Raw genomic sequence first — 25,354 nt, forward strand, 5'->3', positions numbered from 1 at the left:
TTTGCGCAAAATTTCTAGGAGCTTAATTTTTTGATAAAGAACTAATGATGCAAGTTTCAAATACGATTAAAACCTTATTACAACTTCTAATACTTTGTTTTTCATTGCAAAGTTTCGCGGTATCAGACACAGCACCTGAAGGAGCGGTAAGTGGTAAGGAGCAGGTAGATGAGTATATTTTACATCACCTTAAGGATTCTCATGATTTTCATTTATTCTCCTATACCAATGATGCTGGTGAAAGAAAGCATGTTGGTTTTCCGCTTCCGGTAATACTTTGGTCAAGCAATGGTTTGGTGACTTTTATGTCATCAGAATTTCATCATGACGATAACGGACACGTAATTGTTGAAAAGAACGGTTCTAAATTTGTAAAACTTCACAGTAAAATTTATGAGTTGGAAGCTGGTGCTTCATCTGTAAATTTTGACGAAGAACATCACGCAACAAATGCGCATAAAGTTTTAGATTTTTCTATTACCAAAAGTGTTGTTGGTATCTTGTTGGTAGGTTTGTTATTGTTGTTTGCATTTTCTTCTTTAGCTAAACAATATACTAAGAAAAGTGTACCAACTGGTTTTGGTAGAGTGTTGGAACCTCTTGTTTTATATGTTAGAGATGAGATTGCTAGACCTAACATTGGAGAAAAACATTACAGAAGATTTACAGGGTATCTTTTAACGGTATTCTTTTTTATATGGGTGTTGAACTTGTTGGGGCTTACTCCATTTGGGTTCAATGTAACTGGGCAAATAGCGGTTACAGCTTGTTTGGCAATATTTACCTTGATCATATATACAGTTAGCGGTAACAAAGATTACTGGATGCACATTTTGTGGATGCCAGGTGTACCGGTTTTCGTAAAACCAATTTTGGCGATTATAGAATTGGCAGGTGCTTTTATCATTAAGCCTTTTTCATTATTGGTACGTTTGTTCGCAAACATATCTGCAGGGCATATTGTTGTAATGAGCTTAATTGCGATTATGTTTACGCTTAAAGAAAGTTTAGGTGTGGCAGGTGCTACGGGTCTTTCATTGGTTTTATCATTCTTTATCACCCTTATTGAGGTGTTGGTGGCCTTTTTACAGGCATATATTTTTACGGCACTTTCAGCTTTGTTTATAGGTATGGCGGTAGCGGAACATGATCACGACCATGAGCATGATTCTCACGGTCATGAAGTGGCAGATGTAGAGGATGTTAGAGGAGATTTTATTTAACAAGAGTTTTTTTAATTTAATTATATAAATCAATTAGTATGGTAACTTACAATTTAATTGGAGCAGGTTTAATCGTTATCGGAGCAGGTTTAGGTCTTGGTCAAATCGGTGGTAAAGCAATGGAAGGTATTGCTCGTCAGCCAGAAGCGGCAGGAAAAATTCAAACTGCGATGATTATCGTAGCTGCACTTTTAGAAGGTTTAGCATTCGGTGCTTTGTTCTTAGGAAAATAAGAACACGAAAACCCAAAGACATCTTCCTGTAACGGTTGGTTACAGGAAATGTTTTTAATTATTGATTTAGATTTTAAAGATTAGAATATGGAAGTTTTATTGAATGATTTTTCACCAGGATTGTTTATCGTACAAACAATTCTATTATTAGGTTTAATTTTCTTAATGGTAAAATTTGCTTGGAAACCTATCTTGAACTCTTTGAACGAAAGAGAGACAGGTATTCAAGAAGCATTGGCCGCAGCTGAAAAAGCAAAAGCGGATATGCAAAACTTACAAGCGGATAATGATAGAATGCTGCAAGAGGCACGTGCTGAACGTGAATCTATGTTAAAAGAAGCTCGTGAGATCAAAGAAAAAATGATAGCTGATTCTAAAGAGCAGGCAAAAGCTGAAGGCGACAAAATGTTGAAACAAGCGCAAGCTGCTATAGAAAGTGAGAAGAAAGCTGCTGTTGCCGATATTAAAAGTCAAGTTGCAGAATTGTCTGTAGCAATAGCTGAGAAAGTTATAAAAGAGGAGTTATCTAGCAATGACAAGCAATTGAAGTTGGTAGATACCATGTTGAGCGATATAAAACTTAACTAAAAGAAATAATGAGCGAATCTAGAGCTGCATTACGTTACGCAAAGGCAATATTGGACATGGCCAAGGAAAACAAAGCCTTGGATGCTGTTGAGAAAGATATGCGTTCAATCGCCACTACTATTTCAGATAGTAAAGAATTAAAAGATGTATTGGCAAGTCCGGTTGTTTCCGGTACTTCTAAAAAGAGTGCATTACTTGAAATTTTCAAAGGATGTAATTCAATTACGGAAGGCGCTATAACAATGTTGGTAGACAACAAGCGTTTAGGTATGTTAAATGAGGTAGCCTTAAAATACATTATCCTAAATGAGCAATTAAAAGGTAAGAACGTTGCTTACGTAACAACCGCTGTACCTTTAAATGCCGCGATGGAGAAAAAAATATTAAAGCAGGTTGCTACTATTACTGGTGATGAGGTTACCATTGAAAGTAAAATTGACGAAAGTATTATTGGAGGTTTCATCTTAAGAGTTGGAGATTTACAGTATGATGCTAGCGTAAGCAACAAGCTTAATAATTTAAAAAGAGAATTTTCAAATAGTCTATAATAACAATATAAGACCACGAATGGTTACATTCATTGTCTAATATCTTATATCTAATTAAAAATGGCAGGAGTAAAAGCCGCTGAAGTATCAGCAATTTTAAAGAAACAATTATCAGGATTCGATGCTACCGCTACTTTAGACGAAGTAGGTACTGTATTACAGGTTGGTGATGGTATCGCTAGAGTTTTCGGACTAGCTAATGCTCAATATGGAGAATTGGTTGAATTCGAAGGCGGTCTTGAAGGTATCGTTTTGAACCTTGAAGAAGATAACGTTGGTGTGGTTCTTTTAGGACCTTCTAAATCTGTTGGTGAAGGAGATACGGTTAAGCGTACACAACGTATTGCTTCTGTAAAAGTTGGTGAAGGTATTGTTGGTCGTGTTGTGGATACCTTAGGTAACCCGATCGATGGTAAAGGACCTATTGCCGGTGATACTTATGAGATGCCACTTGAGCGTAAAGCTCCAGGTGTAATCTACAGAGAGCCTGTAACAGAGCCAATGCAATCTGGTATTAAGGCAATTGATGCGATGATCCCAGTTGGTAGAGGGCAGAGAGAGCTTGTTATTGGTGACCGTCAAACTGGTAAGACTACGGTTTGTATTGATACCATTCTAAATCAAAAAGAATTTTATGATGCTGGTGAGCCTGTTTACTGTATCTATGTTGCCATAGGTCAGAAAGCATCTACCGTTGCCGGTATTGCTCAAGTATTGGAAGATAAAGGTGCAATGGCATATACTACCATTGTAGCTGCTAATGCATCTGATCCTGCGCCAATGCAAGTATATGCACCGTTTACCGGAGCATCTATTGGTGAGTATTTCCGTGATACAGGTCGTCCTGCATTAATTATATATGATGATTTATCAAAACAAGCGGTTGCTTACCGTGAGGTGTCTCTTTTGTTAAGAAGACCACCAGGACGTGAGGCTTACCCAGGTGACGTTTTCTACCTACACTCTAGATTATTGGAGCGTGCTGCAAAAGTTATCAATGATGATGATATCGCAAAAGAAATGAACGATTTGCCAGAGGTGTTAAAACCAATGGTAAAGGGTGGTGGTTCTTTAACGGCTTTGCCAATTATTGAAACACAAGCAGGTGATGTTTCTGCTTATATCCCAACTAACGTAATTTCTATTACTGACGGACAGATATTCTTAGAGCAAGATTTATTCAACCAAGGTGTTAGACCTGCAATTAACGTAGGTATCTCTGTATCTCGTGTTGGTGGTAACGCTCAGATCAAATCAATGAAGAAAGTTGCCGGTACATTGAAACTGGATCAAGCACAGTTCCGTGAATTGGAAGCCTTTGCTAAATTTGGTTCAGATTTAGATGCTGCGACATTGAACGTAATTGAAAAAGGACGTAGAAACGTTGAAATATTAAAGCAAGCTCAGAACGATCCATTTACGGTTGAAGATCAGGTAGCTATAATCTATGCAGGTTCTAAAAACTTGTTAAGAGATGTTCCTGTTGAGAAAGTAAAGGAATTCGAACGTGATTATTTGGAGTTTTTGAACGCTAAGCACAGAGATGTTCTAGATACCTTGAAGTCTGGTAAGCTTACAGATGAAGTAACAGATACCTTGACTTCTGTTTGTAAAGAGCTTTCTGCGAAATACAAATAAGTTAAAAGTGCAGAGCGATGAGTTATGAGTTATTTAAATGAAAGCCCTATCAGGGTCAAGAGTTTTGAATTTGCTTGTGATATTGTTTTGTACTGTGATAAATTAAAAGAAAATAAAGATTTTGAGCTTGCCTCTCAATTGTTAAGAAGTGGAACTAGTATTGGAGCTAATACTAGAGAAGCGCAGAGAGAGGTGTTAGTAAAAAAGATTTTAAAAATAAGTTTGGAATTGCTCTTAAGGAAGCGGATGAAACCATGTATTGGTTGGATATATTAGAGGCTACCGGAAGAAATGTGCCAAAGGATATGAAAATTAAATGCGAAGAACTTATTAGAATTTTAGTTTCTATAATTAAAAGCTCATAACTCTTCATTCATAACTTTTAACTTGAATAAATGGCAAATTTAAAGGAAATACGAAATAGGATTTCATCGGTTTCTTCAACGATGCAGATTACCAGTGCCATGAAAATGGTTTCTGCTGCAAAATTGAAAAAGGCGCAAGATGCCATTACGGCAATGAGACCTTATGCCGATAAACTGACGGAATTACTACAAAACCTAAGTGCTAGTTTAGAAGGTGATTCTGGTAGTGTTTATGCCGATAATCGTGCGGTGAATAAAGTTTTGGTCGTATCGGTTACTTCTAACAGAGGACTATGTGGGGCGTTTAATACCAACATCTTAAAGCAATCTGTTAACCTTGTTGAAAATGTTTATGCAGGTAAAGAAGTTGATTTTGTTGCGGTAGGCAAAAAAGCTAATGATTACTTAGGTAAACGCTATAATGTTATTGCTAACCATAGTGGTGTATTTGATGATCTAACCTTTGATAATGTTGCAGCAATAGCAGAGAACTTAATGGAATTGTTCACGGCTGGCGCATATGACCGTATTGATATTGTGTACAACAAATTCAAAAATGCGGCTACCCAAATTGTTATGACCGAGCAGTTTTTGCCAATTGTACCATTAGAGGTAGAAGAAACGGCAAGTGCAGATTATACTTTTGAGCCTTCTAAGGTTGAAATTATAGAGCAATTGATTCCTAAATCCTTAAAAACACAATTGTATAAAGGTATAAGAGATTCTTTTGCTAGTGAACATGGTGCTCGTATGACTGCAATGCACAAGGCTACAGATAATGCAACTGAGCTACGTGACCAATTGAAATTGACATATAACAAAGCAAGGCAAGCAGCAATTACCAATGAAATTTTAGAAATCGTTGGTGGTGCAGAGGCATTGAACAATTAAAAATGTTCAAATATAGATGACTTCATGTTGTCTAAACCTTTAACGCTTTAAACTATATATAAAAACCCCACTCACCAGTGGGGTTTTTGTTTTTATTGCTTTTATTTACCTTTTTTTACCCGACTTTTGTCATCACCATGAAATCCAATAAAACCGCCTTACTTTTTATATTCATAACTATTCTTGTTGATGTCATTGGCATAGGCATCATTCTTCCAATTATTCCTGATTTGATTATGGAACTAACGGGTGAAGGCAATCATATGGCTATTATCTATGGTATGTGGTTAACAACGGCTTTTGCAGGTATGCAATTTCTGTTTTCGCCTGTATTGGGTGAAATATCCGATAAATATGGTAGACGTCCCATATTGCTTATTGCCTTGTTAGGGTTAAGTATAGATTATTTAATCCACGCTTGGGCACCTTCTATTGTTTGGTTGTTTTTGGGTAGGTTTTTAGCGGGAATTACTGGTGCAAGTTTTACCGTGGCATCCGCCTATATTGCTGATGTAAGTACCAAAGAAAACAAAGCAAAGAACTTCGGATTAATAGGTGCTGCATTCGGAATAGGTTTTATTATAGGTCCGGGTATAGGTGGTTTTTTTGGTGAAATAGATATACGTTTGCCTTTTTATATAGCTGCAGGGCTAACATTTGCAAACTTTTTGTTCGGGTATTTCTTTGTTCCAGAATCATTGACCATGGAGAACAGAAGACAAATTAACTATGCAAAGATGATTCCTGGGGTTTCATTGTTCGCATTGCGTAATTATAAGGGAATTCTACTGTTGATTTCTGCATTTTTCTTGGCAAACCTTGCTGGTCAGGCGTTACCTTCTACATGGTCTTATTACGGGATAGAACGGTATGATTGGAACCCGAGACAAATAGGATTGTCTCTTATGGTAGTTGGCTTATTGGTTGCCGTTGTTCAAGGGTTTTTGGTTGGTAAATTAGTAACAAAATTTGGAAAACGTAAGGTTATCATCTATGGCTTTTTATTGTGGACAGTGGGTATGTTCTTGTTTTCTTTTGCCCATGAACCTTGGATGCTGTATGCATTCTTGATTCCATATGCATTGGGTGGTATTGCAGGTCCTACCGTACAAGGGGTTATTTCTAATCAAGTATCGGAAAAAGAGCAGGGAATTTTACAGGGCTCTATAACCGGTCTGGTTAGCATAACGGCTATTTTAGGGCAATTTATATTTGCGCCTGTATTTTATTATTTTATTAGGCCTGAGACTTCGATTTATTTTCCTGGCGCTCCATATGCCCTTGCCGCGGTTCTTCTCTTAATTGCCTTTATTTTGGCTACAACGGCTATAAAAAGGATGAATGTAGAACCGGAATAATATTTTTTCAAATAAAAAGGTAACATTTTTTAATTCTTGAATCTAAAGGGTGAACAAAACAAAAACTCTTACGATGAAAACAATTAAATTATTAGTATTCGCATTATTTATTATTTCCTCCTTTTCAATAACTGCTCAAGACAATCCTTTTAGAGTCGAAGTCATTGGTAAAGGTGAACCAATACTTTTATTTCCGGGCTTTGCCTGTACTGGTGATGTTTGGGAAGCTTCCGTTGCTGAGCTATCTAAAGATTATGAATGTCATGTATTTACGTTTGCCGGTTTTGGTGATGTGCCCGCTATAGAAAAACCTTGGCTACCAAAAATTAAAGATGAATTGGTTAAGTATATTTCTAGTAACAAATTAGATAATGCTGTTCTGCTTGGGCACAGTTTAGGCGGTGCATTAGCACTTTGGATGGCTACAGAAAATAGTGCTTTTAAAGAATTGATCATAATTGATGCTTTGCCCTCAACCGGTGCTTTAATGATGCCTAACTTTAAAAGTGAATATATGGTTTATGATTCATCTTATAATAAGAAAGTATTGGCCATGAACGATAAGGATTTTGAGTCCATGGTCAGTCAAATGGCAAGCGGAATGGCTTTAGGTGCATCAAACCAAGAAATAATAAAAGATTGGATGATAAAAGCTGATCGAGAAACATATGTCTATGGTTATACTGATTTATTGAAATTGGATTTGCGTAACGACCTTTCTAAAATTGATATACCTGTAACCATTTTAGCGGCAACAGAACCTTATGGGTTAGAAATGGCTAAAACGACATATAATAGTCAATATAAAACCCTTAAAGAATATAACTTGGAATTTGCCATGGGGTCTTCGCACTTTATAATGTTTGATCAACCAGATTGGTTCATTGAAAATGTACTTAAAGCATTAGAGGATTAATGACACCTAAGGAGACAACATATAAAAAGATATATGAGATTAATTACCCTAAAGTAATGCGTTTATGCATGGGGTATACCGGAGGTAATGATGTACTGGCCAAAGATTTGACCCAGGAAACGTTCATTAAAGTTTGGAAAAACTTAGATACGTTTAGAAATGAAAGCGGAATAGCTACATGGATCTATAGAATTTGTGTGAATACTTGTTTGGCAGAAATACGTAGGGAGAAGAAAGAAGAGAAAAAACTACAAATTGATGATTTGCAAATAAGTGAGAGTAGTGAAGATCCTGTAGAAAAAGAAGATATGCTTTTTCAATTGTACAAATGCATCAACCAATTAAGTAACACTAACAAGGCTATAATTTTGTTGGAACTAGAAGATGTGCCACAAGTAGAGATCTCAGAAATCATAGGGATTAAGCATGACGCTATAAGAACTAGAATACATAGAATAAAACAACAACTTACAAAATGTGCAAATCATGAATAATTTTGAAGATTTACAAAATACATGGCAAAACCAATCTAAGATATCTGCAACTGAAGAGAGTTTTAAATCACTCTTGAAAAGTGTAAAATCCATTGAAAACAAACAAAGAACAGGGAATGCAGTTTTAACAATTACAATCATAACATTGTTCGCTTTTCTACTGTACGTTTCCGGCTATAAAAATGCGACATTTTTACTGGGGATCGGTTTAATGATCGGTAGTTTAATGGTTAGAATAGGTATTGAGCTCTTTAGTTTAAGAAGATTAAGATCTATCAATTTTAGTGCTGACTATAATACGTTTAAACAAGATTTGACTACATATTATTCCTTCAGAAGGTTTACACATTTTATAATTACTCCATTGGCAATTATTATTTATACCGTTGGGTTTATTATTCTGTTACCTCTGTTCAAAGTATCGCTGTCACATGGTTTTTATGTATATATACTATGTTCATCCATAGTTTTTTTAACGGTTTTCTGTGTATTTATTTACAGGCAGGTAAAAAACGAGCTTAATAAATTAAGGCAATTGCAAAAGGCGGATTAGTGCATTAAATTGTGATAGCCATGTTAAATGACGTATTAAACCCATATTACTTATTATCTTTATAAGTATAATATGGTCTAATGAAATATCTTAATACTTATTTTTTACTTTTTTGTCTTTGTTTAACTAGTTGTACTTCTCAGAAAAAGTTGCAAGCAGAACCTTCATTTGATATAGGTAAAGCGTCTTGTCAGGAATATGTAAGTGGTCGTGAAGAAAGCGGTTCTGGTACAGAATTGAGAATTCCGGTTACGTTGATTGAGAATTCCGATATTCAAATGAATCATGTTTATTTTAGGGGGAAACAGGTAGATGCCATCGTCAATACAGTGAATGGCGAAAATGTGATCGTTGTCAGAATACCTAATACTGCTTCAAAGTCTCCTGAAGCTATAGATTTAAACCTAGGTAAAGATGAGGCCGTTGTGAGTTACAGCGAAAATGGAAAGTTGAAATATGCAAAGGTATCAGACATAAAACAAAAACAACCCCAAATTTATAAAGGCGCACCCAAAAACTAACTTTGTAACTAGGCTTTTAATAGGTACTTTTATCGCCTTAATGTACAGTGCTTGAATCCACTCAAAAAACTTTTTAAACAAACTGCGATCTATGGCTTGGCAACTGTCTTGCCAAGGATGATTTCATTTTTACTTGTACCTATTTATACCGATGTAATGGCACCGGGCAAATATGGTGAGGTTACTTTGATATTTTCTTGGTTTGCAATTTTCAATGTTTTTTTGGCATACGGTATGGAAACGGCGTTTTTTCGTTTTTACAAGGAGTCAGAAAATAGAAAAAAGGTAGTTAGCACGTCGTTATTATCCATAATGGGCTCAACCGCTTTATTGGTTTTAGTGGGCATATTATTTAAGACGCCATTGTCCACTGCGTTGAATATTGACTTGCCTTTTATGAATTATGTGTTAGGGATATTGGCATTAGATGCTTTAGCTATTATTCCTTTTGCTTGGTTAAGGGCTAATGAAAAGCCAATGCGATACGCCATTGTTAAAATATTAAACGTATCTCTTAACCTAGGGCTCACCTTATTTTTCTTGATTTTCTTACCTAAGATAGCTACAGGCTCATCAACAGGTTTTTTCAACTCGTTATATAAACCAGATTATGAGATACCTTATATTTTAATTGCCAATTTAATTGCTAGTGGTGTTACATTATTGTTGATGATCAGGGTTTACATCCGTAAGCCATATGTTTTCGATAAAGAACTCTGGAAAAGGATGGTCCGCTATGCTATGCCGGTTATGGTTGCCGGTATTGCTTTTACCATTAATGAGGTTTTTGACCGCTATCTGTTATCAGAGTTATTGCCAATAGATATTGCTAAAAGTGAAATGGGAAAATATTCAGCATGCTATAAACTTGCGCTGTTCATGACACTTTTTGCGACTGCTTTTAGAATGGGAATTGAACCTTTTTTCTTTAGTCATTCAGTTACCAAAAATCCCCAGAAAGCATATGCTCAGATTACAAATTATTTTGTGGTTTTGGGCAGTATTATTTTATTGTCGGTTGTGGTTTTTTCTGATGTTCTAAAGCGTTTTCTTGTTCTAAATGAATCATATTGGGATGCCATGCCTATAGTTCCATTAATTGTTTTGGCAAGTTTCTTCTTAGGAATTTACCATAACCTATCCGTTTGGTATAAAGTTACGGATCGCACCAAATTTGGCGCTTATATTTCAATGATAGGTGCCGTACTGACTATAATTATCAATTTGATTTTTATTCCGTATTTCGGCTATATGGCATCAGCAGTGGCTACATTAATGGCATATGGTACCATGATGATGCTTTCATTTTATTTTGGGCGTATGTATTATCCCATTCCATATAACTTTAGAAAAATTATCTTTTATTTAGGAATGTCCATCTTGTTTTCTACGCTTTCATTTTACATTTTTGATAGGAACCTATTTATAGGTATACCTTTGTTATTAGTATTCTTGGGCTTGGTATATAAGCTGGAATTTGAAAATCTTAAAAAATTATATCTAAACAGATGAACATAAAAATTATCAATAAGTCAGGTCACGATTTACCCAATTATGAGACCATTGCGTCTGCTGGTATGGACTTAAGAGCTAATCTTGCCGAAGCGGTTACACTACAACCTTTAGGAAGAGCTATTATACCAACTGGTCTTTTCATTGAATTGCCTGTAGGTATTGAAGCTCAGGTAAGGCCAAGAAGTGGTTTGGCGGCTAAAAAGGGAATAACCGTACTTAATGCACCTGGCACAATTGATGCTGATTATAGAGGAGAAGTAGGTGTTATTTTAGTAAACCTGTCCAATGAAGATTTTGTAATTGAAAACGGCGAACGTATTGCTCAAATGGTCATTGCAAAACACGAACGTGCAGAATGGAACCAAGTAGAAAGTTTGTCTGAAACTGCTAGGGGAGAAGGCGGTTTTGGGAGTACAGGTGTTAAATAGAAATCTGATAAATAAGTATGGTAAAGGCGGTGTTTTTGGGTTTTGTGATCGGGGTTTTATGTACCCCCTTAACCATTTGTGCACAAGAAACGCCTGAATTGGATATTGAACAAAGTTCAGAAGTTTTCCTTGAAGAGTATTCTGATACTTTTCAAGAAAATTTTTTCGAAGGCTTAAAGCAGAAAGGCATTAGAAATTATGACCGTGCAATTACGTATTTCTTGGAATGTAAGCGTTTACAACCTCAAAATACCGTTGTTTCTTTTGAGTTGGCCAAATTTCATTTGTACGATAAGCAATACATCAATGCACAAGAGTATGCGGTAGAGGCATTGACCGGAGAACCAGAAAATTATTGGTATGCAGAAACACTTGTAGATGTTATTAACGCCAAAAAATCCGTAATAGACGATGTTAGAGAAGAATTACCATGGAACAATGTTCAGATGAGGGTGAATTTAGCGGAGATCTATTATTTGAACGAAGATTATGTTACCGCACAAACGCTGTTAAAAGGTGTAAACATCTCTAAAAAGCAAGAGTATTTGGCAAAAAAGATTACGGATTCTATTGCTAACCAGAAAAGGACTTTTGTACATTCAGTTAGAGCCGTAAATACTGCACCTAATAAAGATTTAAACAGTATAGAAGGTTTTAAATCTAGAATAGAGGCAATGCTCAAAAAAGATACGGGGAATGATATGTTGTTAAAAACTACGGAAGAAGCAATGGAGAGTTTTCCGTCGCAACCCTATTTTTACTATGCCAACGGAGCTGCTTTGAACAGCTTACAAAAGCATAAAGATGCTATTGAAATATTAGAGGGTGCGTTAGATTATTTAATAGATGATATTCCTTTGGAAAATGCCATTTATAAAGAATTGGTCAAAGCCTATACCGCAACCAATAATACGTCTAAAGCAAATATGTACCTTAGTAAAATTAAATCTTGATGTAAAGATGATGAAGTTTTTAAAAATAATAAAAATGAAATATGCCTTACCTATGGTCATGGTAATTTTCATGGCATCTTGTAAAAGTACAAAGGTGATTTCTGGTGGTACGGTAGATGCTAAGCTATCATCCAAATCAGTTATAAAGGCACATTATCAAAATGAAGCTGGATTTAAAACATTGGCAGGTAGGGTAAAAATTAGTTATTCTGATGGTGAAACCTCACAGAACGTATCAGTGAGCCTACGTATGGAAAAGGACAAGGCAATATGGATGAGTGCTCCTCTTGGTATTGTTAAGGCATATATTACTCCAGATAGGGTGTCTTTTTATAATAAATTGGAAAATGAATATTTTGATGGCGACTTCTCGTATTTAAGTGATTTATTGGGTACAGAAGTTGACTTTTCCATTTTACAAAATTTGCTCACAGGGCAGGCAATTATAGATTTAAGACAAGGAAAATACGATATAGGCATCTCAAATGAGAGTTATCGTTTAACTCCTAAAGTGCAAGACGTTTTATACAAAACATTATTTCAGGTAGAGCCAAAGAACTTTAAGATGGCTTTACAGCAACTTTCTCAACCGCTGGAGAAAAGAGTTTTAGAGATTGCTTATAAAAATTATCAAAGTTTGGATAATGAAATTTTACCTAATGAAATTATGGTAAAAGCAATTACTAAGGATAGTGAAAATAATATAGACCTTGAATTTAAGAATTTGGAGTTGAACGGCACGGTCAATTTTCCATATTCAATTCCTAAGGGTTTTAATGAAATAGAGCTTTAAACAGATGTTGTTCAGATTTAAACCTAGTGTTTTATTACTATTATTGTTTACTTCGGTAAACCTAATAGCGCAGACTAGCGAACAAAAAGCTTTAGAGGAAAAACGCGAACAACTTCAATCTGAAATACGCGATATCAATAGATTGCTATTTGCTGAGAAAAAGGAGAAAGGCAATGTTCTGGATCAGATGGAAGCCTTGGATAAAAAAATTACGGTGCGCCAACAATTAATTCGGGTAACCAATCAACAATCTAATTTACTGAACAGGCAAATTAATACCAACATCAGAAATATTGGCAAATTAAAAACCGAACTACAAGAGGTAAAGGATGAATACGCTAAGATGATACAAAAGTCTTATCAGAATAAATCCAAACAAAATAGATTAATGTTCCTGCTATCTTCAGAAAGCTTCTTTCAAGCCTTTAAAAGGCTTCAATATATGAAGCAGTATACGGATTACAGAAAAGAACAGGGAGCTGAGATATTGGCTAAAACTGACGAGCTTTCACGGTTGAATGCCGACCTTAACGAGGAACGAAAAGTAAAAGAGGTATTATTGGCCCAGAACAAAAAAGCAAAGAATCAATTATTTGCCGAAATTCAATCTCAAAAAGCACTTCTAGGAACTATTCGCAAAAATGAAAGCAAGTATGCAAGTGCAATCGAAGCTAAAAAGAAAGAGGCAAGAAAGATCGATCAACAAATAGAAAAATTGATACGAAGTGCTATTGCTGCTTCTAACAAAAAATCTGGCAGCACTTCCAAGAATACCAGCAAATTTGTTCTTACCCCCGAAGCTTCTAGAATAGCCAGCAGTTTTTCAGCGAATAAGGGAAAGCTGATCTGGCCAGTTGAAAAGGGAATTAAGAGTCAGGGGTTTGGAGTGTATGCTGACCCGGTTTACCCAGGGATCAAGCACCAAAGTAATGGTGTAATCATTGCCACGGATGAAGGAGCCAAAGCCAGGGCTATTTTTGAAGGCGAGGTCATTGCTATTTTAGCAGTACCCGGTGGTAACAAAGGTGTTCAAATTAAGCATGGTAACTTTATAAGTACGTATTACAATCTATCTGAACTTTATGTGAAGAAAGGTGATAAGGTATCAAGTAAGGAAGAGTTGGGTATTGTATATACCAATAGGAACAATGGCCAGACCAGGTTAAAATTTTATTTATATCAAGATACGTCTCGTTTAAACCCAGAAGAATGGGTGTACCGTCTTTAAACTGTATTCAAATGGAAAAACACATCAATATTACCGACCTTACAGGGGGTTTTACATTACATAACGGAGTACAAATGCCGTATTTAGGCTTGGGTACTTATCAGTCAGATAATGATCAAGAAGTGGTTAATGCCGTTAAAAGTGCTCTTGAAATTGGTTATAGGCACATAGACACTGCTGCAATCTATAAAAACGAAGAGGGTGTTGGAAAGGGTATTCGTGAAAGTGGTATAGATAGGAAAGAAATATTTTTGGTTTCTAAAGTTTGGAATGAAGATCAAGGCTATGATGAAACGCTAAAAGCATTTGATGCCAGTTTAAAACGTTTGGGTGTAGACTATCTAGATCTTTACCTTATACATTGGCCGGTTAGTGGTAAGTATAAAGAAACTTGGCGAGCTTTAGAGTATTTGTATGCTCAAAAGAAAATAAAGGCCATTGGGGTAAGTAACTTTCTTAAACATCATTTAGAAGATATTTTGCAAGATTGTAAGGTGGTGCCTATGGTTAACCAAATGGAGTTTCATCCACATTTGGTACAACAAGATCTTGTTGATTTTTGTGCGGCTAAAGGAATTCAATATGAATCTTGGTCTCCCTTTATGCAGGGTAAGGTTTTTGAGTTGGATATTTGTGCAGATTTGGCGAAAAAGTACAATAAGAGCGTAGCGCAGATTATTCTACGTTATAATCTTCAAAAAGGTATTGTCGCTATTCCAAAATCTGTTCATGCAAAACGTATAGCGGCTAATGCGGAAATTTTTGACTTTGAACTATCATCTGAAGACATATTCTTTTTAGATGGGTTGGAAACTGGTGAACGTATTGGTCCTGATCCCGATAACTTCAATTTTTGATACCCTATTTTGTGATAATGATTTTTATGTTATTTGAATAATATCATTTCTTTAAAAATTAGTTATCATACTGATTTACATGTAGTTATGTTTAGGTAATTTCATTTTTTTTGCGAAATTTGGTTAACTGATTAAAAGGAGACTATCATGGAAAATACCTTTACATTACATTCGACGACTACCGATAAAAATTATAATAAAAGAAGTACAAAGTTAAAAGCGGAAACCTATGAGGGTTTTAGATCATATATTCCTATGATGGTCTATGCCTTATTTCTGATGGTAAGTTTAATGATTGCCCTTTTTAGTTCATTGCTGTTCTCCAGTATTTTCTTTATAGTAGGCAGTATAGTCCTGGCAGCACTTTATGTTTGGGTCAATACAAAAGGTGCGGACATGGAAGTTTCTTTTCAAATTGATGTTGATCAGTCTGAATTGGAAAGGGAGTTATACGAACAAGTGGCTTAAAGTAATTATTTGGTAAATAGAGCCTTTAATTCTGTGGCATTGTCCGGTTTCATTTTACCTGCTAAAACCAAACTTAACTGTTTCCTGCGAAGGGCACCCTCAAAACGAGTGATTTCTAAGGGTGTTTCAGGAACCAACTCTGGTACCTCGGTGGGTTTACCGGTTTCATCTACGGCAACAAAGGTATAAATTGCTTCATTTGCCTTAGTTCGTTTTCCGTTATAGCGGTCTTCTATCCAAACATCTATATACACCTCCATAGAAGTATTGTAGGCTCTAGAAACGGCTGCTTCAACAGTAACTACACTTCCTAATGGAATGGCCAAATTAAAGGCAACGTGGTTTACAGATGCGGTAACCGTTATTCTACGGCTATGTCTTCCTGCGGCTATACTAGCGGCACGATCCATACGGGCCAATAATTCACCTCCAAATAAATTTTGTAGGGCATTGGTCTCACTAGGGAGTACCATATCTGTCATTGTAGTACGAGATGCTGAAGGCGATTTTGCTTCCATTAAATAGAAATTTTCCGCAAAGATACGGGCATCAATGATACTTATAAAATGTGTGCAGGTTTATTTTTCAGATAACAACCAAGCGTCTTTGGACTGTGTAAGCTTAATTTCACGCAGTGCTTTTAAAGCATCGTTTGCATTTGTAAAGCTATCGAAGGTAACCATGTGCAATCCATAAGCATTAGTGCCATAATAGCCAGCATTAAAGCCAAGTGACTTTAGCTGTTCTATTTTTCTGTCCGCATTTCCTTTAACTCTAAAGGCACCAGCAACAATATAATGCATTTCTTCACCTTCGTTAACTGTTGGTTGTGTAGTTGAAGTAGAAGAGGCATCAATGGTTACCGTTGGTAATTCTAATGGTGAAAGATCAAAAAATGTAGCTTCCTGTATTTGCTTGTTAACATACTCTTGGGCATCTTGTCTTGCAACTTGCTCATTGGTACGTTGCTGCTGGTATGCTCTGTATCCTGTAATTCCTGTTGAAAAGGCCAACATTAAAATAGCAGCATATTTCAAGTATGGTCTAAAACGACCGCTTTCTCTACGCTCAGGACTAATAACGAACGGTATTTTTTCTTCAATTTCTATGATTTCCTCTTTTAGTTCTTCCCTTAAGACAGGAATTGAATTGAAATTGGAAAGTCCGAAAGAGGACGTTAAATAGTTGGTCTCATTTGCAGGCTGAAACAATATTTTGTCTTCGTTGTTCCTGGTAAGAGATCCAATATTCTTTAAGTGCAATGACGTTTCTTGTATCAAGGCCTCTTGCCAAATTTTCACTTGGTTTTCTATTTCTACCAATGCAGTTTCATAAGAAACTTTCTCGGCATTGGATACATAAGAAACCAAAAGCCCGTCATTTGAAACCAGTTGTCTATTAAAAACAATGGATTTATTGGGTGCGCTGAACGTATTGGTAACTACGTTTAATTTCGCAGAATTTTTTTGGGTAAGGAACGCTCCAAACCCTGGGACAACAACACAGTTGTACCTATAAAGTAAATCGCTTATATAGTGTTCTAAAACCATAGTTGCGCAAATATGGAAAAAATAAAGAGGTATAAAAACCTCTTACGTAACTTTTTATTAACATATTTTTTCACCTAATTTGTGAACAAGAAATGAAAACTACACAACATACTGCCGATGAACTTGTTGCAATACTTCGATTGCAACATGTCCCCAATATTGGAGATGTCCTCGCGAAAAAATTAATTTCACATTGCGGGAGTCCAACAGCAATTTTTGAAGACAAAAAGCAAAATTTATTAAAAATTGATGGTATAGGTACCCATACAATTAAACATCTTTTTGATCTTGAGCATTTGGAAGCTGCTGAGGCAGAATTCAATTATATTACTAAAAATGATATTGAATGCACATATTTTTTAGATGATCACTATCCTAAATATTTAAAGCATTGCATTGATGGACCTATATTATTATTCAAGAAAGGAAATATTGACCTAGCCCAACGAAAAATTATTAGCGTAGTAGGTACCCGTAAAATAACGAGTTATGGAACGGCTTTTTGTGAGCAGTTTATAGAAGATGTGGCACCACTGGATCCTGTAATCATAAGCGGTTTTGCGTACGGAGTGGATATTTGTATTCAAAGGGAAGCCATAAAACATGGGCTACAGACAGTAGGATGCCTGGCACATGGTTTAAACCAAATCTACCCTAAAGTTCATGCAAAATATCAAGCTGAAGTGCTTAAAAATGGCGGATTCTACACTGAATTTTGGAGTACAAGTAATCCTGAACGAGAAAATTTTTTAAAAAGAAACCGTGTAATCGCTGGTATAAGTGAGGCTACAGTAGTTGTAGAATCTGCTGAAAAAGGTGGGAGCCTGGTTACCGCTGATATTGCCAATAGTTATAATAGGGATGTATTTGCTGTTCCTGGAAGAACTACGGACAAGTACAGTTTAGGTTGTAATAATTTAATAAAGCAGCAAAAGGCACATGTAATGACCGCAGCGGCAGATTTGATTTATCTGTTAGATTGGGATATAGGAAAAAAGGAAACCAAGCCTATTCAAAAACAATTGTTCATTGAGCTTGATGAAATTGAGCAAGGCATCTACACGTATTTACAGAATAATGGCAAGCAGTTATTGGATAGTATTGCCTTAGATTGTAAACTGCCAATTTTTAGAACGTCATCTACCTTATTGACTATGGAAATGAAAGGGGTAATACGACCATTGCCAGGGAAATTGTTCGAGGCTATATAAAGTTATAGCAAACTACTGGGTCTGTTTTTCTAGGTTTGTTACGTATTTTCTTTAGGTTCTTGTTCTTTATCGTGAAATGACTTTATGATGACGATGATTTTAAGACATGGGATAAGTATATTAAAGACAAAAACCGACCATTTGGTCGGTTTTTGTCTTTTGTAGTTTTTTAAACTACTCGTTAATACCCTAACTTTTCACGAACCCTTTCTAGTACTCCGTCTGCAACTTTTCTGGCTTTTTCAGCTCCTAATGCCAATGCGTCATCAATCTCATTGAGGTTGTTCATGTAGTATTCAAACTTCTCACGTGGTTCTTCAAACTTATTTACAATGACTTCATAAAGTGCTTGTTTGGCGTGCCCATAACCATAATTTCCTGCTAAATAATTAGCACTCATTTCTTCAATTTGAGGCTGACTAGCTAAAAGTTTATATAGCGCGAATATGTTATCGTTAGCAGGATCTTTTGGTTCTTCCATGGGAGTGCTATCTGTTTGTATTCCCATAATCTGCTTGCGTAATTTCTTATCTGTCTGAAACAAGCTGATCAAGTTGCCCTTACTCTTACTCATTTTGGCACCATCTGTGCCAGGTATATACATGGTTTCTTCTTGTACTTTTCCTTCTGGTAATACAAAAGTTTCACCTAATTGTGCATGAAAACGAGATGCGACATCACGCGTCATTTCAATATGTTGCATTTGATCCTTGCCTACAGGTACTATGTTGGCGTCATATAATAGAATATCTGCCGCCATTAACATAGGGTAGGTAAAAAGTCCGGCATTTACATCGTCTAACCTATCTGCCTTATCTTTAAAGGAATGGGCAAGCGTTAAGCGTTGGTATGGAAAAAAGCAACTAAGGTACCAAGCTAATTCTGTGGTTTGCGGTACATCGCTCTGTCTGTAAAAAACGGTGTTTTCAATATCCAGACCAAATGCAAGCCATGTTGCTGCAACTGCATAAGTGTTATGGCGTAATTGTTCGCCATTTTTTATTTGCGTCAACGAATGCATATCCGCAATGAACAGAAAAGATTCGTTAGACGGATCATTGGCCATATCTATTGCCGGTTTGATCGCTCCTAGAATATTTCCTAAATGTGGTGTTCCCGTACTTTGAATACCTGTTAAAATTCTTGCCATTTTCTTTAATTGTATCAAGCAAAGGTAAAACAATACAAAAAAACTATCCTAAATAACTACTTTTGATTTATGCTTAAAGTCGTTAGACAAATTGGTCAAACCTTATATCGAATTTGGTTTTATATTCTAGTAGCCATACCTATCATTATATTTTTCCCTGTATTGGTCGTTTTTGCCTCAAAAGAGACTTGGTATCCCCAGTTTTTTTGGATGGCAAGAAACCTTTGGGCAAAACCGATACTGTACGGTATGTTTTGTTTTCCAAAAGTGACTTATGAGCAACGTTTGATTAAGAAGAAGAGCTATATGTTGGTGGCCAACCACGCCAGCATGTTAGATATAATGTTAATGCTTGTGGTTAGTAAAAATCCGTTTGTATTCGTTGGTAAAAAGGAGTTGGTGAAAATACCACTTTTCGGATTCTTCTATAAACGAGTTTGTATTATGGTAGATCGGGATAATACCCAAAGTAGGACAGGAGTGTACAGAAGAGCACAGAAAAGGCTTCAGCAAGGGTTAAGTATTTGTATTTTTCCAGAAGGCGGTGTTCCAGAAGAACATGTGTTGTTGGATAAATTTAAAGATGGGGCATTTAAAATGGCCATTGCCCATAAAATACCCGTAGTGCCTATGACATTTTATGATAACAAAGAGCGTTTTTCCTTTACGTTTTTTAGTGGTGGCCCTGGTAAATGTAGGGCTAGAGTGCACAAGTTTGTAGAGACCCACTCATTGTGCCCAGAAGACACAGTAAACTTGCGGGACCGAGTAAGAAAAACAATACTTGATGATTTGATCAAGAATAGTTAAAATTTGAAAGTTAGGCCACTATAAACGCCAACAGAATACGGTCTAAATGTTCCATTTACATCAGAAAATGTGTTGAGCTGGTATTTAAAAATGGGTTCAACATTAAAACGGACTTTTTGTGAAAAATTATAATTTAACCCTAGACCCATATTGGCACTAAAATTAAGGTCGTTAATATTGTTTGCCTCTCCAATTTCAGTAGTTAGATCTCCAGATGTTAACGATACGGCATTATCTATTAAGAAAAGTGAACTGACACCGCCAATAATGTTTACCCCGAATTTTTTATCCAATAGGGCATAATTCAATTCTACAGGAAGCTCTAAATAGCCAAACTGTTGAGACATAAACCCATCTCTTGTAGGGCTTTTTGCTGTAACATCTTGGGCTAAATTGGTAGTGGTATACTTTTCAGAAGTAACAATGTTACTTGCAATTGTCAATGTATTTGAGGTTTCGGCATAATTAATTGTGGATAATTGACCACCTTTAGAAGCTAAACTGGAAGAAGAGGAAAATGCTACATCTTCCGTGTCATAACCATAATCAACTTTATTGATCCCAGAACGAATAGTTAGTTTTTTAGTCACGGCATAAGCCACGGTTACACCGTAACTCATATTTATATTACCACTTTTGGTATTAGGAGTAAAAATAGAATTGACTGGAGAACCTTCACCAAGTGCATTAAAATATACTGGTGCAACATTTGGACCTGCGGACCATCTATTGGTCGCTACTTTTTCCTTTTTCAATTCTTCTTGGTGTTCTATTTCCTCAAAAATTGATTTTTTGTTGGGTTCAACTGTTTCAGTAGTTTCTTCAATAGGGGTGTTGGCAGTAACGGTATGTTCTTCTTTAAGACTATCCGTGTTTAGAGATTTAAAGGATTCTCTTTTGTTGATTGCCATGGCTTCGCTTGAATTCAAATCTTCGTTTAGCGGATTTTCCGTGTTGTTTTGATCAAAGCCTTCTTTAGAGATGTTTTCGGCAATTAAAGTTTCTTGTGATGAAGCATTGGTTTCTTGGTCAATAGTATTGTTTTTGGCAATATGGTCTGTGGTTTGAGCCTTTTTATCGTTGATTTTTTTGGTTAAAACTGTAGATGTATTGGTTTGTTTTTCCGGGTTTAATGAGCTGTCTTCAGGATCATTTACAGATTCTTCATTAGTTATGCTTTGCTCAACAATGGCATTTGAATTGGTAGTTATGGAGTCGATAAAGACCTCATTTTTGATGTTCGGTTGAATGTCATCAATGGTTGTAGGGGCATTGTCAGTTTCCACCAAAATCTCATTGGTAGTTGGTTCTTCTGTAAGCGGATTAAAAATCAATAATCCCATCAATAAAGCTGCCGCTATTCCACTTAATGACCACCATATAGGTATCACCCTTCTCTTTTTTCTTTTGTCCAATGACGCATCAATCGCACGCCAGACCTTATTGTCCGGTGCTTGTTTGAAGTCCGAGAGTTTATCTCGAAAAAGTTCGTCTATATTTTTTCTCTGCATCTAGTACTATTTCAGTCTATAATCATGTTAGATTATAAAAAGTGATTTGATATTATGATAAGGACACTAATAATGGACTGTGTTACCTTTGTTTCTATTTTTTCTTTTAATAATGCGCGCGCCCTTGCGAGATTGGATTTTGAAGTACCTACCGAAGTACCCAGTATTTCGCTGATCTCTTTATGGGTGTATCCATCCAAAACATATAAATTGAATGTAGCTCTGTATTTGTTGGGCAATTCTTGTATGTAGCCCAAGAGGGTTTGTAGACTTATATCACTAAAGGCGTTATCTACGGTTACTTCTTCTTCTGTGTTATCCGTAACTACATTTAAATACTCTTCTTTTCTATATTTTTGAAGAGCGGTATTGACCGTAATTCTTTTCATCCATCCTTCAAAAGAACCTTTGTTTTTAAACTGACCTATTTTGTCATAAATGGTCATAAAGCTATCATGTAGGGTGTCTTCTGCTTGAGATTTGGATTTTGAATATTTTAAACATATGCCAAAGAGGGTAGTTGCGTAGGCTCTATACAATAGTTCCTGCGCTTTGCGGTCTCCTTTTTTGCAATTATGTATGAGTTCTTCTAGACTCACAAATGGTCGGTTGTTTTTAAGGTTTGTTTACTGGAACTACAATTTCCATATATTCTGCCTCTCCGTCACTATTGTTTCCGGTGTAAAATTTAAATGTATATGGTTTATCATAGATTACCTGAAAGTTAAAAGATGCAGTTTCCTGTATTAATTCTTCAGTGCAATCATCGAAATCTGTTCTTACGGTGCCTATGGCAACTACGCTTCTAACGGTCAAGGAATCCTTTACAACATCAAACCCTTCGTAATACGTACAGCTATCTGGTTTTAAATAATCTACAGATATTTTGTAGGTTTCGTTTAAATCAAACGATTCTGGTACTTCTGCTTCTACAATTTCCAGCGCTGTAAAATGGAAATTGGCGCCATCATCATCAATAGAACAACCATTGCATAGAAATGCCATGACAGTTGCCAGCAGCATTATCTTTTTTCTCATCATATAACAGTTTTGTTTATAAGATGAAAAGTAAGTGCAATGGTTGCGTTAAGTTACTTTTGCTAAAGTATTTTTATTGAATTTATGCATTTAAGGCTGCAATGGCTTCTCTGATCTTGCCATCTAATTCCTCAAATAATTCAGGATTATCCAATAATAGGTTTTTAACCGCATCACGACCTTGACCTAATTTTGTGTCGCCATAGCTAAACCAAGAACCACTCTTTTTTACTATTTCATATTCAACACCTAGGTCTATTACCTCGCCAACTTTAGAAATACCTTCGCCATACATAATATCAAACTCTGTAGTACGGAAAGGTGGTGCAACCTTGTTCTTTACAACTTTAACCCTTGTTTTGTTTCCTTGTACGTTACCATCGGTATCTTTTATTTGAGTAGATCTTCTAATATCTAAACGAACGGAAGCATAAAATTTAAGGGCGTTACCACCAGTAGTGGTTTCTGGGTTACCGAACATAACACCAATTTTTTCACGTAATTGGTTAATGAAAATTACGGTACAATTTGTTTTGCTGATAGAACCGGTAAGTTTTCTAAGCGCTTGTGACATTAAACGTGCATGAAGCCCCATTTTAGAGTCACCCATTTCACCTTCGATCTCACTTTTTGGGGTTAATGCCGCAACGGAATCCACAACAACAATATCAATAGCTCCAGAACGTATTAGATTGTCTGCAATTTCTAGTGCTTGCTCCCCATTATCTGGTTGAGAAATAATTAAATTGTCAATATCTACCCCTAATTTTTGAGCGTAAAAACGGTCAAAGGCATGTTCTGCATCAATAAATGCCGCAATACCTCCATTTTTTTGTGCCTCGGCAATGGCATGTAGGGTCAAAGTGGTTTTACCAGAAGATTCCGGTCCGTAAATTTCAATAACCCTACCTCTTGGGTAACCGCCTACACCTAATGCAATATCTAAACCTAATGAGCCAGAAGGAATCACTTCAACATCTGCAACAACACTATCCCCCATTTTCATTACAGCGCCCTTTCCGTAGGTCTTATCCATTTTGTCAAGGGTCAACTTTAATGCTTTTAATTTTGCTTCTTTTTCAGAACTCATTTTCATAATTTTTTGGAAAGCTAAATTACCAATTCTTTTTTGAACTATATAATATTGAAACCGTTTACGCAACCAATTTATGTATTTGACATCTATTTAAAAATAGAAGTTGCTTTATTGGTTATAGATCGCTGTTTAGTGTTGGCGATTATTGGTGGCTATTTCCTTTTGTACTCTCTAAGAATGTTATGAAAAAGAAAAAATCGGATAGCCTTTAAAGAGCCTTGTTTATAAACAGGGCTCTTTTTAATTTATATAAGGTGTTAAACCTTAATTAAATAGGGGTTTCTTCAGAATTATCGTTATTTTTGCCCTTCAAAAATTTTCTATAACCTTCTGCCTATGGGCAGGCTTAAATTATTAGTATAGCATGCAACTGTACAATACGTTAAGTGCAATAGAAAGAGCGGCTTTAATTGAAGAAGCGGGCAAGGAGCGCCTTACGATCTCTTTCTATACCTATGCACACATTGGTAATACCACTATTTTTAGAAATCACCTTTTTATCCATTGGAATGAAATGGACGTTCTTGGGCGAATTTATGTTGCCCATGAAGGTATAAACGCCCAACTTTCTGTTCCTGCAGAAAACTTCAGTGTTTTTAAGGCACATTTAGACAGTATTTCGTTTTTGGAGAATGTAAGATTGAACATTGCCATAGAACAAGACAACCTTTCTTTCTTGAAACTAAAAGTAAAAGTGCGCAAGAAAATTGTAGCCGATGGATTAGAGGATAATTCTTTTGATGTAACCAACAAAGGTATTCACGTGGGGGCAGAACAGTTCAATGAGCTTATTGAAGATCCAGATACGGTGCTAGTGGATATGCGTAACCATTATGAAAGTGAAATAGGTCATTTTAAAAACGCCATAACTCCAGATGTTGATACGTTTAGAGATTCGTTGGATATCATTGAAAAGGACTTGGCAGATCATAAGAAAGACAAGAAACTTGTAATGTACTGTACCGGTGGCATTAGATGTGAAAAAGCCAGTGCTTATTATAAACATAAAGGTTTTGAGCAGGTATATCAGTTAGAAGGGGGTATTATTGAATATACCAGACAAGTGGAACAAAAGAAACTTGAAAATAAGTTTAGAGGTAAGAACTTTGTTTTTGACCACAGAAGGGGAGAGCGTATTAGTGATGACATCATTGCCAATTGCCACCAATGTGGCGCACCATGCGATGATCACGTGAACTGTGCCAATGAAGCTTGCCACTTATTATTTATTCAATGTAAGTCTTGTGCGGAAAAGATGAATAATTGTTGTTCAGATACTTGCAAAGAAGTACATGAGTTACCGTATGAAGAGCAAAAGGCGCTAAGAAAAGGTAAGGTAGTCAGCAATAAAATATTCAAGAAAGGACGGTCTGAGGTATTGAAGTTTAAAAAATAGAGCTTCGTTTGTATAGTAAACG

28 protein-coding genes and 1 pseudogene are annotated in these 25,354 nt (G+C 36.1%); 22 read left to right on the plus strand and 7 right to left on the minus strand.

The genetic code is table 11. From position 1 onward, the window contains the following. Positions 1 to 44 precede the first annotated feature (44 nt). The 19 genes and pseudogenes from atpB (at position 45) to VBZ51_RS09015 (ending at position 15,570) form a co-directional block, all read left to right on the plus strand. On the plus strand, positions 45 to 1,223 hold the full coding sequence (gene atpB / locus VBZ51_RS08925) for a F0F1 ATP synthase subunit A (RefSeq protein ID WP_394332403.1): 1,179 nt from the start codon (positions 45 to 47) through the stop codon (positions 1,221 to 1,223). 38 nt (positions 1,224 to 1,261) lie between these two features. Further along, a complete protein-coding gene (gene atpE, locus VBZ51_RS08930) occupies positions 1,262 to 1,456 on the plus strand; it encodes an ATP synthase F0 subunit C (protein ID WP_027065438.1) in 195 nt (64 codons plus the stop codon). Positions 1,457 to 1,543: 87 nt separating this feature from the next. Next, on the plus strand, positions 1,544 to 2,044 hold the full coding sequence (locus VBZ51_RS08935) for a F0F1 ATP synthase subunit B (RefSeq protein WP_058104527.1): 501 nt from the start codon (positions 1,544 to 1,546) through the stop codon (positions 2,042 to 2,044). A gap of 8 nt (positions 2,045 to 2,052) precedes the next feature. Next, positions 2,053 to 2,592: an ATP synthase F1 subunit delta gene (atpH, locus tag VBZ51_RS08940; protein ID WP_210707753.1), complete on the plus strand. Its 540-nt coding sequence runs from the start codon at positions 2,053 to 2,055 to the stop codon at positions 2,590 to 2,592. Between the two features lie 60 nt (positions 2,593 to 2,652). Then, positions 2,653 to 4,230 carry a F0F1 ATP synthase subunit alpha gene (atpA, locus tag VBZ51_RS08945; protein ID WP_210707752.1) on the plus strand — a complete coding sequence of 526 codons (1,578 nt, stop codon included), beginning with the start codon at positions 2,653 to 2,655 and terminating at the stop codon, positions 4,228 to 4,230. A 24-nt stretch (positions 4,231 to 4,254) separates the two neighbouring features. Next, a pseudogene (locus VBZ51_RS08950) lies at positions 4,255 to 4,595 on the plus strand (four helix bundle protein). A 30-nt stretch (positions 4,596 to 4,625) separates the two neighbouring features. Further along, entirely contained in the window at positions 4,626 to 5,486 is an 861-nt protein-coding gene (gene atpG, locus VBZ51_RS08955; protein ID WP_074670923.1) for an ATP synthase F1 subunit gamma, read from the plus strand. 137 nt (positions 5,487 to 5,623) lie between these two features. After that, entirely contained in the window at positions 5,624 to 6,844 is a 1,221-nt protein-coding gene (locus tag VBZ51_RS08960; RefSeq protein ID WP_210707750.1) for a TCR/Tet family MFS transporter, read from the plus strand. Positions 6,845 to 6,917: 73 nt separating this feature from the next. Beyond that, positions 6,918 to 7,760, plus strand: coding sequence for an alpha/beta fold hydrolase (locus tag VBZ51_RS08965; protein WP_416576693.1), 843 nt, complete (start codon positions 6,918 to 6,920; stop codon positions 7,758 to 7,760). Then, positions 7,760 to 8,254, plus strand: coding sequence for an RNA polymerase sigma factor (locus tag VBZ51_RS08970; protein ID WP_348099971.1), 495 nt, complete (start codon positions 7,760 to 7,762; stop codon positions 8,252 to 8,254). The genes VBZ51_RS08965 and VBZ51_RS08970 overlap by 1 nt, the downstream gene beginning before the upstream one ends. Further along, complete coding sequence (locus VBZ51_RS08975; RefSeq protein WP_305522344.1) at positions 8,247 to 8,807, plus strand: hypothetical protein; 561 nt, start codon at positions 8,247 to 8,249, stop codon at positions 8,805 to 8,807. Before VBZ51_RS08970 ends, VBZ51_RS08975 begins: the two co-directional genes overlap by 8 nt. Positions 8,808 to 8,956: 149 nt before the next feature. Beyond that, positions 8,957 to 9,328 (plus strand): hypothetical protein, encoded by a 372-nt coding sequence (locus VBZ51_RS08980; RefSeq protein ID WP_143751721.1) that lies wholly within the window; start codon positions 8,957 to 8,959, stop codon positions 9,326 to 9,328. Positions 9,329 to 9,379: 51 nt separating this feature from the next. After that, entirely contained in the window at positions 9,380 to 10,840 is a 1,461-nt protein-coding gene (locus tag VBZ51_RS08985) for a lipopolysaccharide biosynthesis protein (protein WP_416576694.1), read from the plus strand. Then, positions 10,837 to 11,271, plus strand: a complete 435-nt coding sequence (gene dut, locus VBZ51_RS08990) for a dUTP diphosphatase (RefSeq protein WP_416576695.1) — start codon at positions 10,837 to 10,839, stop codon at positions 11,269 to 11,271. The genes VBZ51_RS08985 and dut overlap by 4 nt, the downstream gene beginning before the upstream one ends. A gap of 17 nt (positions 11,272 to 11,288) precedes the next feature. Next, positions 11,289 to 12,224, plus strand: coding sequence for a tetratricopeptide repeat protein (locus VBZ51_RS08995; RefSeq protein ID WP_416576696.1), 936 nt, complete (start codon positions 11,289 to 11,291; stop codon positions 12,222 to 12,224). 34 nt (positions 12,225 to 12,258) lie between these two features. Continuing rightward, positions 12,259 to 13,017, plus strand: a complete 759-nt coding sequence (locus VBZ51_RS09000; RefSeq protein WP_416576697.1) for a DUF4292 domain-containing protein — start codon at positions 12,259 to 12,261, stop codon at positions 13,015 to 13,017. A gap of 4 nt (positions 13,018 to 13,021) precedes the next feature. Further along, positions 13,022 to 14,245: a murein hydrolase activator EnvC family protein gene (locus tag VBZ51_RS09005; protein ID WP_058104514.1), complete on the plus strand. Its 1,224-nt coding sequence runs from the start codon at positions 13,022 to 13,024 to the stop codon at positions 14,243 to 14,245. Positions 14,246 to 14,256: 11 nt separating this feature from the next. Next, positions 14,257 to 15,102 (plus strand): aldo/keto reductase, encoded by an 846-nt coding sequence (locus VBZ51_RS09010; protein ID WP_416576698.1) that lies wholly within the window; start codon positions 14,257 to 14,259, stop codon positions 15,100 to 15,102. Between the two features lie 147 nt (positions 15,103 to 15,249). Then, complete coding sequence (locus tag VBZ51_RS09015) at positions 15,250 to 15,570, plus strand: hypothetical protein (protein WP_416576699.1); 321 nt, start codon at positions 15,250 to 15,252, stop codon at positions 15,568 to 15,570. A gap of 5 nt (positions 15,571 to 15,575) precedes the next feature. On the opposite strand, the gene VBZ51_RS09020 is transcribed toward VBZ51_RS09015, so the two are convergent. Beyond that, positions 15,576 to 16,088: an acyl-CoA thioesterase gene (locus VBZ51_RS09020; RefSeq protein WP_058104512.1), complete on the minus strand. Its 513-nt coding sequence runs from the start codon at positions 16,086 to 16,088 to the stop codon at positions 15,576 to 15,578. 60 nt (positions 16,089 to 16,148) lie between these two features. Then, positions 16,149 to 17,120: an SPOR domain-containing protein gene (locus tag VBZ51_RS09025; RefSeq protein WP_074670937.1), complete on the minus strand. Its 972-nt coding sequence runs from the start codon at positions 17,118 to 17,120 to the stop codon at positions 16,149 to 16,151. A gap of 92 nt (positions 17,121 to 17,212) precedes the next feature. Between VBZ51_RS09025 and dprA the strand changes: the two genes are divergently transcribed. Next, a complete protein-coding gene (gene dprA, locus VBZ51_RS09030) occupies positions 17,213 to 18,331 on the plus strand; it encodes a DNA-processing protein DprA (protein ID WP_210707740.1) in 1,119 nt (372 codons plus the stop codon). Positions 18,332 to 18,512: 181 nt separating this feature from the next. Here dprA and trpS read toward each other — a convergent pair whose 3' ends face one another. Continuing rightward, entirely contained in the window at positions 18,513 to 19,481 is a 969-nt protein-coding gene (gene trpS, locus VBZ51_RS09035) for a tryptophan--tRNA ligase (RefSeq protein WP_058104509.1), read from the minus strand. A 69-nt stretch (positions 19,482 to 19,550) separates the two neighbouring features. Here trpS and VBZ51_RS09040 point away from each other — a divergent pair, with 69 nt between their 5' ends. Further along, positions 19,551 to 20,291: a lysophospholipid acyltransferase family protein gene (locus tag VBZ51_RS09040; RefSeq protein WP_416576700.1), complete on the plus strand. Its 741-nt coding sequence runs from the start codon at positions 19,551 to 19,553 to the stop codon at positions 20,289 to 20,291. On the opposite strand, the gene VBZ51_RS09045 is transcribed toward VBZ51_RS09040, so the two are convergent. From VBZ51_RS09045 to recA, 4 genes are all read right to left on the minus strand, one after another. Then, positions 20,288 to 21,802 carry an outer membrane beta-barrel protein gene (locus VBZ51_RS09045; RefSeq protein WP_416576701.1) on the minus strand — a complete coding sequence of 505 codons (1,515 nt, stop codon included), beginning with the start codon at positions 21,800 to 21,802 and terminating at the stop codon, positions 20,288 to 20,290. The two genes, VBZ51_RS09040 and VBZ51_RS09045, sit on opposite strands and share 4 nt — an antisense overlap. 32 nt (positions 21,803 to 21,834) lie before the next feature. Next, a complete protein-coding gene (locus VBZ51_RS09050; RefSeq protein WP_071340869.1) occupies positions 21,835 to 22,401 on the minus strand; it encodes an RNA polymerase sigma factor in 567 nt (188 codons plus the stop codon). Positions 22,402 to 22,417: 16 nt separating this feature from the next. Then, a complete protein-coding gene (locus tag VBZ51_RS09055; protein ID WP_058104505.1) occupies positions 22,418 to 22,840 on the minus strand; it encodes a hypothetical protein in 423 nt (140 codons plus the stop codon). A gap of 82 nt (positions 22,841 to 22,922) precedes the next feature. Then, complete coding sequence (gene recA / locus VBZ51_RS09060) at positions 22,923 to 23,930, minus strand: recombinase RecA (RefSeq protein ID WP_058105109.1); 1,008 nt, start codon at positions 23,928 to 23,930, stop codon at positions 22,923 to 22,925. Between the two features lie 370 nt (positions 23,931 to 24,300). On the opposite strand from recA, the gene VBZ51_RS09065 reads away from it, so the two are divergent. Then, positions 24,301 to 25,332 carry a rhodanese-related sulfurtransferase gene (locus VBZ51_RS09065; protein WP_416576702.1) on the plus strand — a complete coding sequence of 344 codons (1,032 nt, stop codon included), beginning with the start codon at positions 24,301 to 24,303 and terminating at the stop codon, positions 25,330 to 25,332. Positions 25,333 to 25,354 lie beyond the last annotated feature (22 nt).

This window comes from Maribacter sp. HS (assembly GCF_048059195.1).
Taxonomy (GTDB): Bacteria; Bacteroidota; Bacteroidia; order Flavobacteriales; family Flavobacteriaceae; genus Maribacter; species Maribacter dokdonensis.

What these genes read in the sequence shown, in the direction of transcription:
- VBZ51_RS09055 (WP_058104505.1), bottom strand. Translation starts at nt 22,840, where the DNA reads ATGAGAAAAAAGATAATGCTGCTGGCAACTGTCATGGCATTTCTATGC.
- VBZ51_RS08970 (WP_348099971.1), top strand. Translation starts at nt 7,760, where the DNA reads ATGACACCTAAGGAGACAACATATAAAAAGATATATGAGATTAATTAC.
- atpH (WP_210707753.1), top strand. Translation starts at nt 2,053, where the DNA reads ATGAGCGAATCTAGAGCTGCATTACGTTACGCAAAGGCAATATTGGAC.
- VBZ51_RS08960 (WP_210707750.1), top strand. Translation starts at nt 5,624, where the DNA reads ATGAAATCCAATAAAACCGCCTTACTTTTTATATTCATAACTATTCTT.
- VBZ51_RS08935 (WP_058104527.1), top strand. Translation starts at nt 1,544, where the DNA reads ATGGAAGTTTTATTGAATGATTTTTCACCAGGATTGTTTATCGTACAA.
- VBZ51_RS09000 (WP_416576697.1), top strand. Translation starts at nt 12,259, where the DNA reads ATGAAATATGCCTTACCTATGGTCATGGTAATTTTCATGGCATCTTGT.
- VBZ51_RS08995 (WP_416576696.1), top strand. Translation starts at nt 11,289, where the DNA reads ATGGTAAAGGCGGTGTTTTTGGGTTTTGTGATCGGGGTTTTATGTACC.
- trpS (WP_058104509.1), bottom strand. Translation starts at nt 19,481, where the DNA reads ATGGCAAGAATTTTAACAGGTATTCAAAGTACGGGAACACCACATTTA.
- VBZ51_RS09025 (WP_074670937.1), bottom strand. Translation starts at nt 17,120, where the DNA reads ATGGTTTTAGAACACTATATAAGCGATTTACTTTATAGGTACAACTGT.
- VBZ51_RS09065 (WP_416576702.1), top strand. Translation starts at nt 24,301, where the DNA reads ATGCAACTGTACAATACGTTAAGTGCAATAGAAAGAGCGGCTTTAATT.
- VBZ51_RS09045 (WP_416576701.1), bottom strand. Translation starts at nt 21,802, where the DNA reads ATGCAGAGAAAAAATATAGACGAACTTTTTCGAGATAAACTCTCGGAC.
- VBZ51_RS08975 (WP_305522344.1), top strand. Translation starts at nt 8,247, where the DNA reads ATGAATAATTTTGAAGATTTACAAAATACATGGCAAAACCAATCTAAG.
- VBZ51_RS09015 (WP_416576699.1), top strand. Translation starts at nt 15,250, where the DNA reads ATGGAAAATACCTTTACATTACATTCGACGACTACCGATAAAAATTAT.
- atpG (WP_074670923.1), top strand. Translation starts at nt 4,626, where the DNA reads ATGGCAAATTTAAAGGAAATACGAAATAGGATTTCATCGGTTTCTTCA.
- atpE (WP_027065438.1), top strand. Translation starts at nt 1,262, where the DNA reads ATGGTAACTTACAATTTAATTGGAGCAGGTTTAATCGTTATCGGAGCA.
- VBZ51_RS09040 (WP_416576700.1), top strand. Translation starts at nt 19,551, where the DNA reads ATGCTTAAAGTCGTTAGACAAATTGGTCAAACCTTATATCGAATTTGG.
- VBZ51_RS09010 (WP_416576698.1), top strand. Translation starts at nt 14,257, where the DNA reads ATGGAAAAACACATCAATATTACCGACCTTACAGGGGGTTTTACATTA.
- VBZ51_RS09005 (WP_058104514.1), top strand. Translation starts at nt 13,022, where the DNA reads ATGTTGTTCAGATTTAAACCTAGTGTTTTATTACTATTATTGTTTACT.
- recA (WP_058105109.1), bottom strand. Translation starts at nt 23,930, where the DNA reads ATGAGTTCTGAAAAAGAAGCAAAATTAAAAGCATTAAAGTTGACCCTT.
- dprA (WP_210707740.1), top strand. Translation starts at nt 17,213, where the DNA reads ATGAAAACTACACAACATACTGCCGATGAACTTGTTGCAATACTTCGA.
- atpB (WP_394332403.1), top strand. Translation starts at nt 45, where the DNA reads ATGATGCAAGTTTCAAATACGATTAAAACCTTATTACAACTTCTAATA.
- VBZ51_RS08965 (WP_416576693.1), top strand. Translation starts at nt 6,918, where the DNA reads ATGAAAACAATTAAATTATTAGTATTCGCATTATTTATTATTTCCTCC.
- atpA (WP_210707752.1), top strand. Translation starts at nt 2,653, where the DNA reads ATGGCAGGAGTAAAAGCCGCTGAAGTATCAGCAATTTTAAAGAAACAA.
- dut (WP_416576695.1), top strand. Translation starts at nt 10,837, where the DNA reads ATGAACATAAAAATTATCAATAAGTCAGGTCACGATTTACCCAATTAT.
- VBZ51_RS09020 (WP_058104512.1), bottom strand. Translation starts at nt 16,088, where the DNA reads ATGGAAGCAAAATCGCCTTCAGCATCTCGTACTACAATGACAGATATG.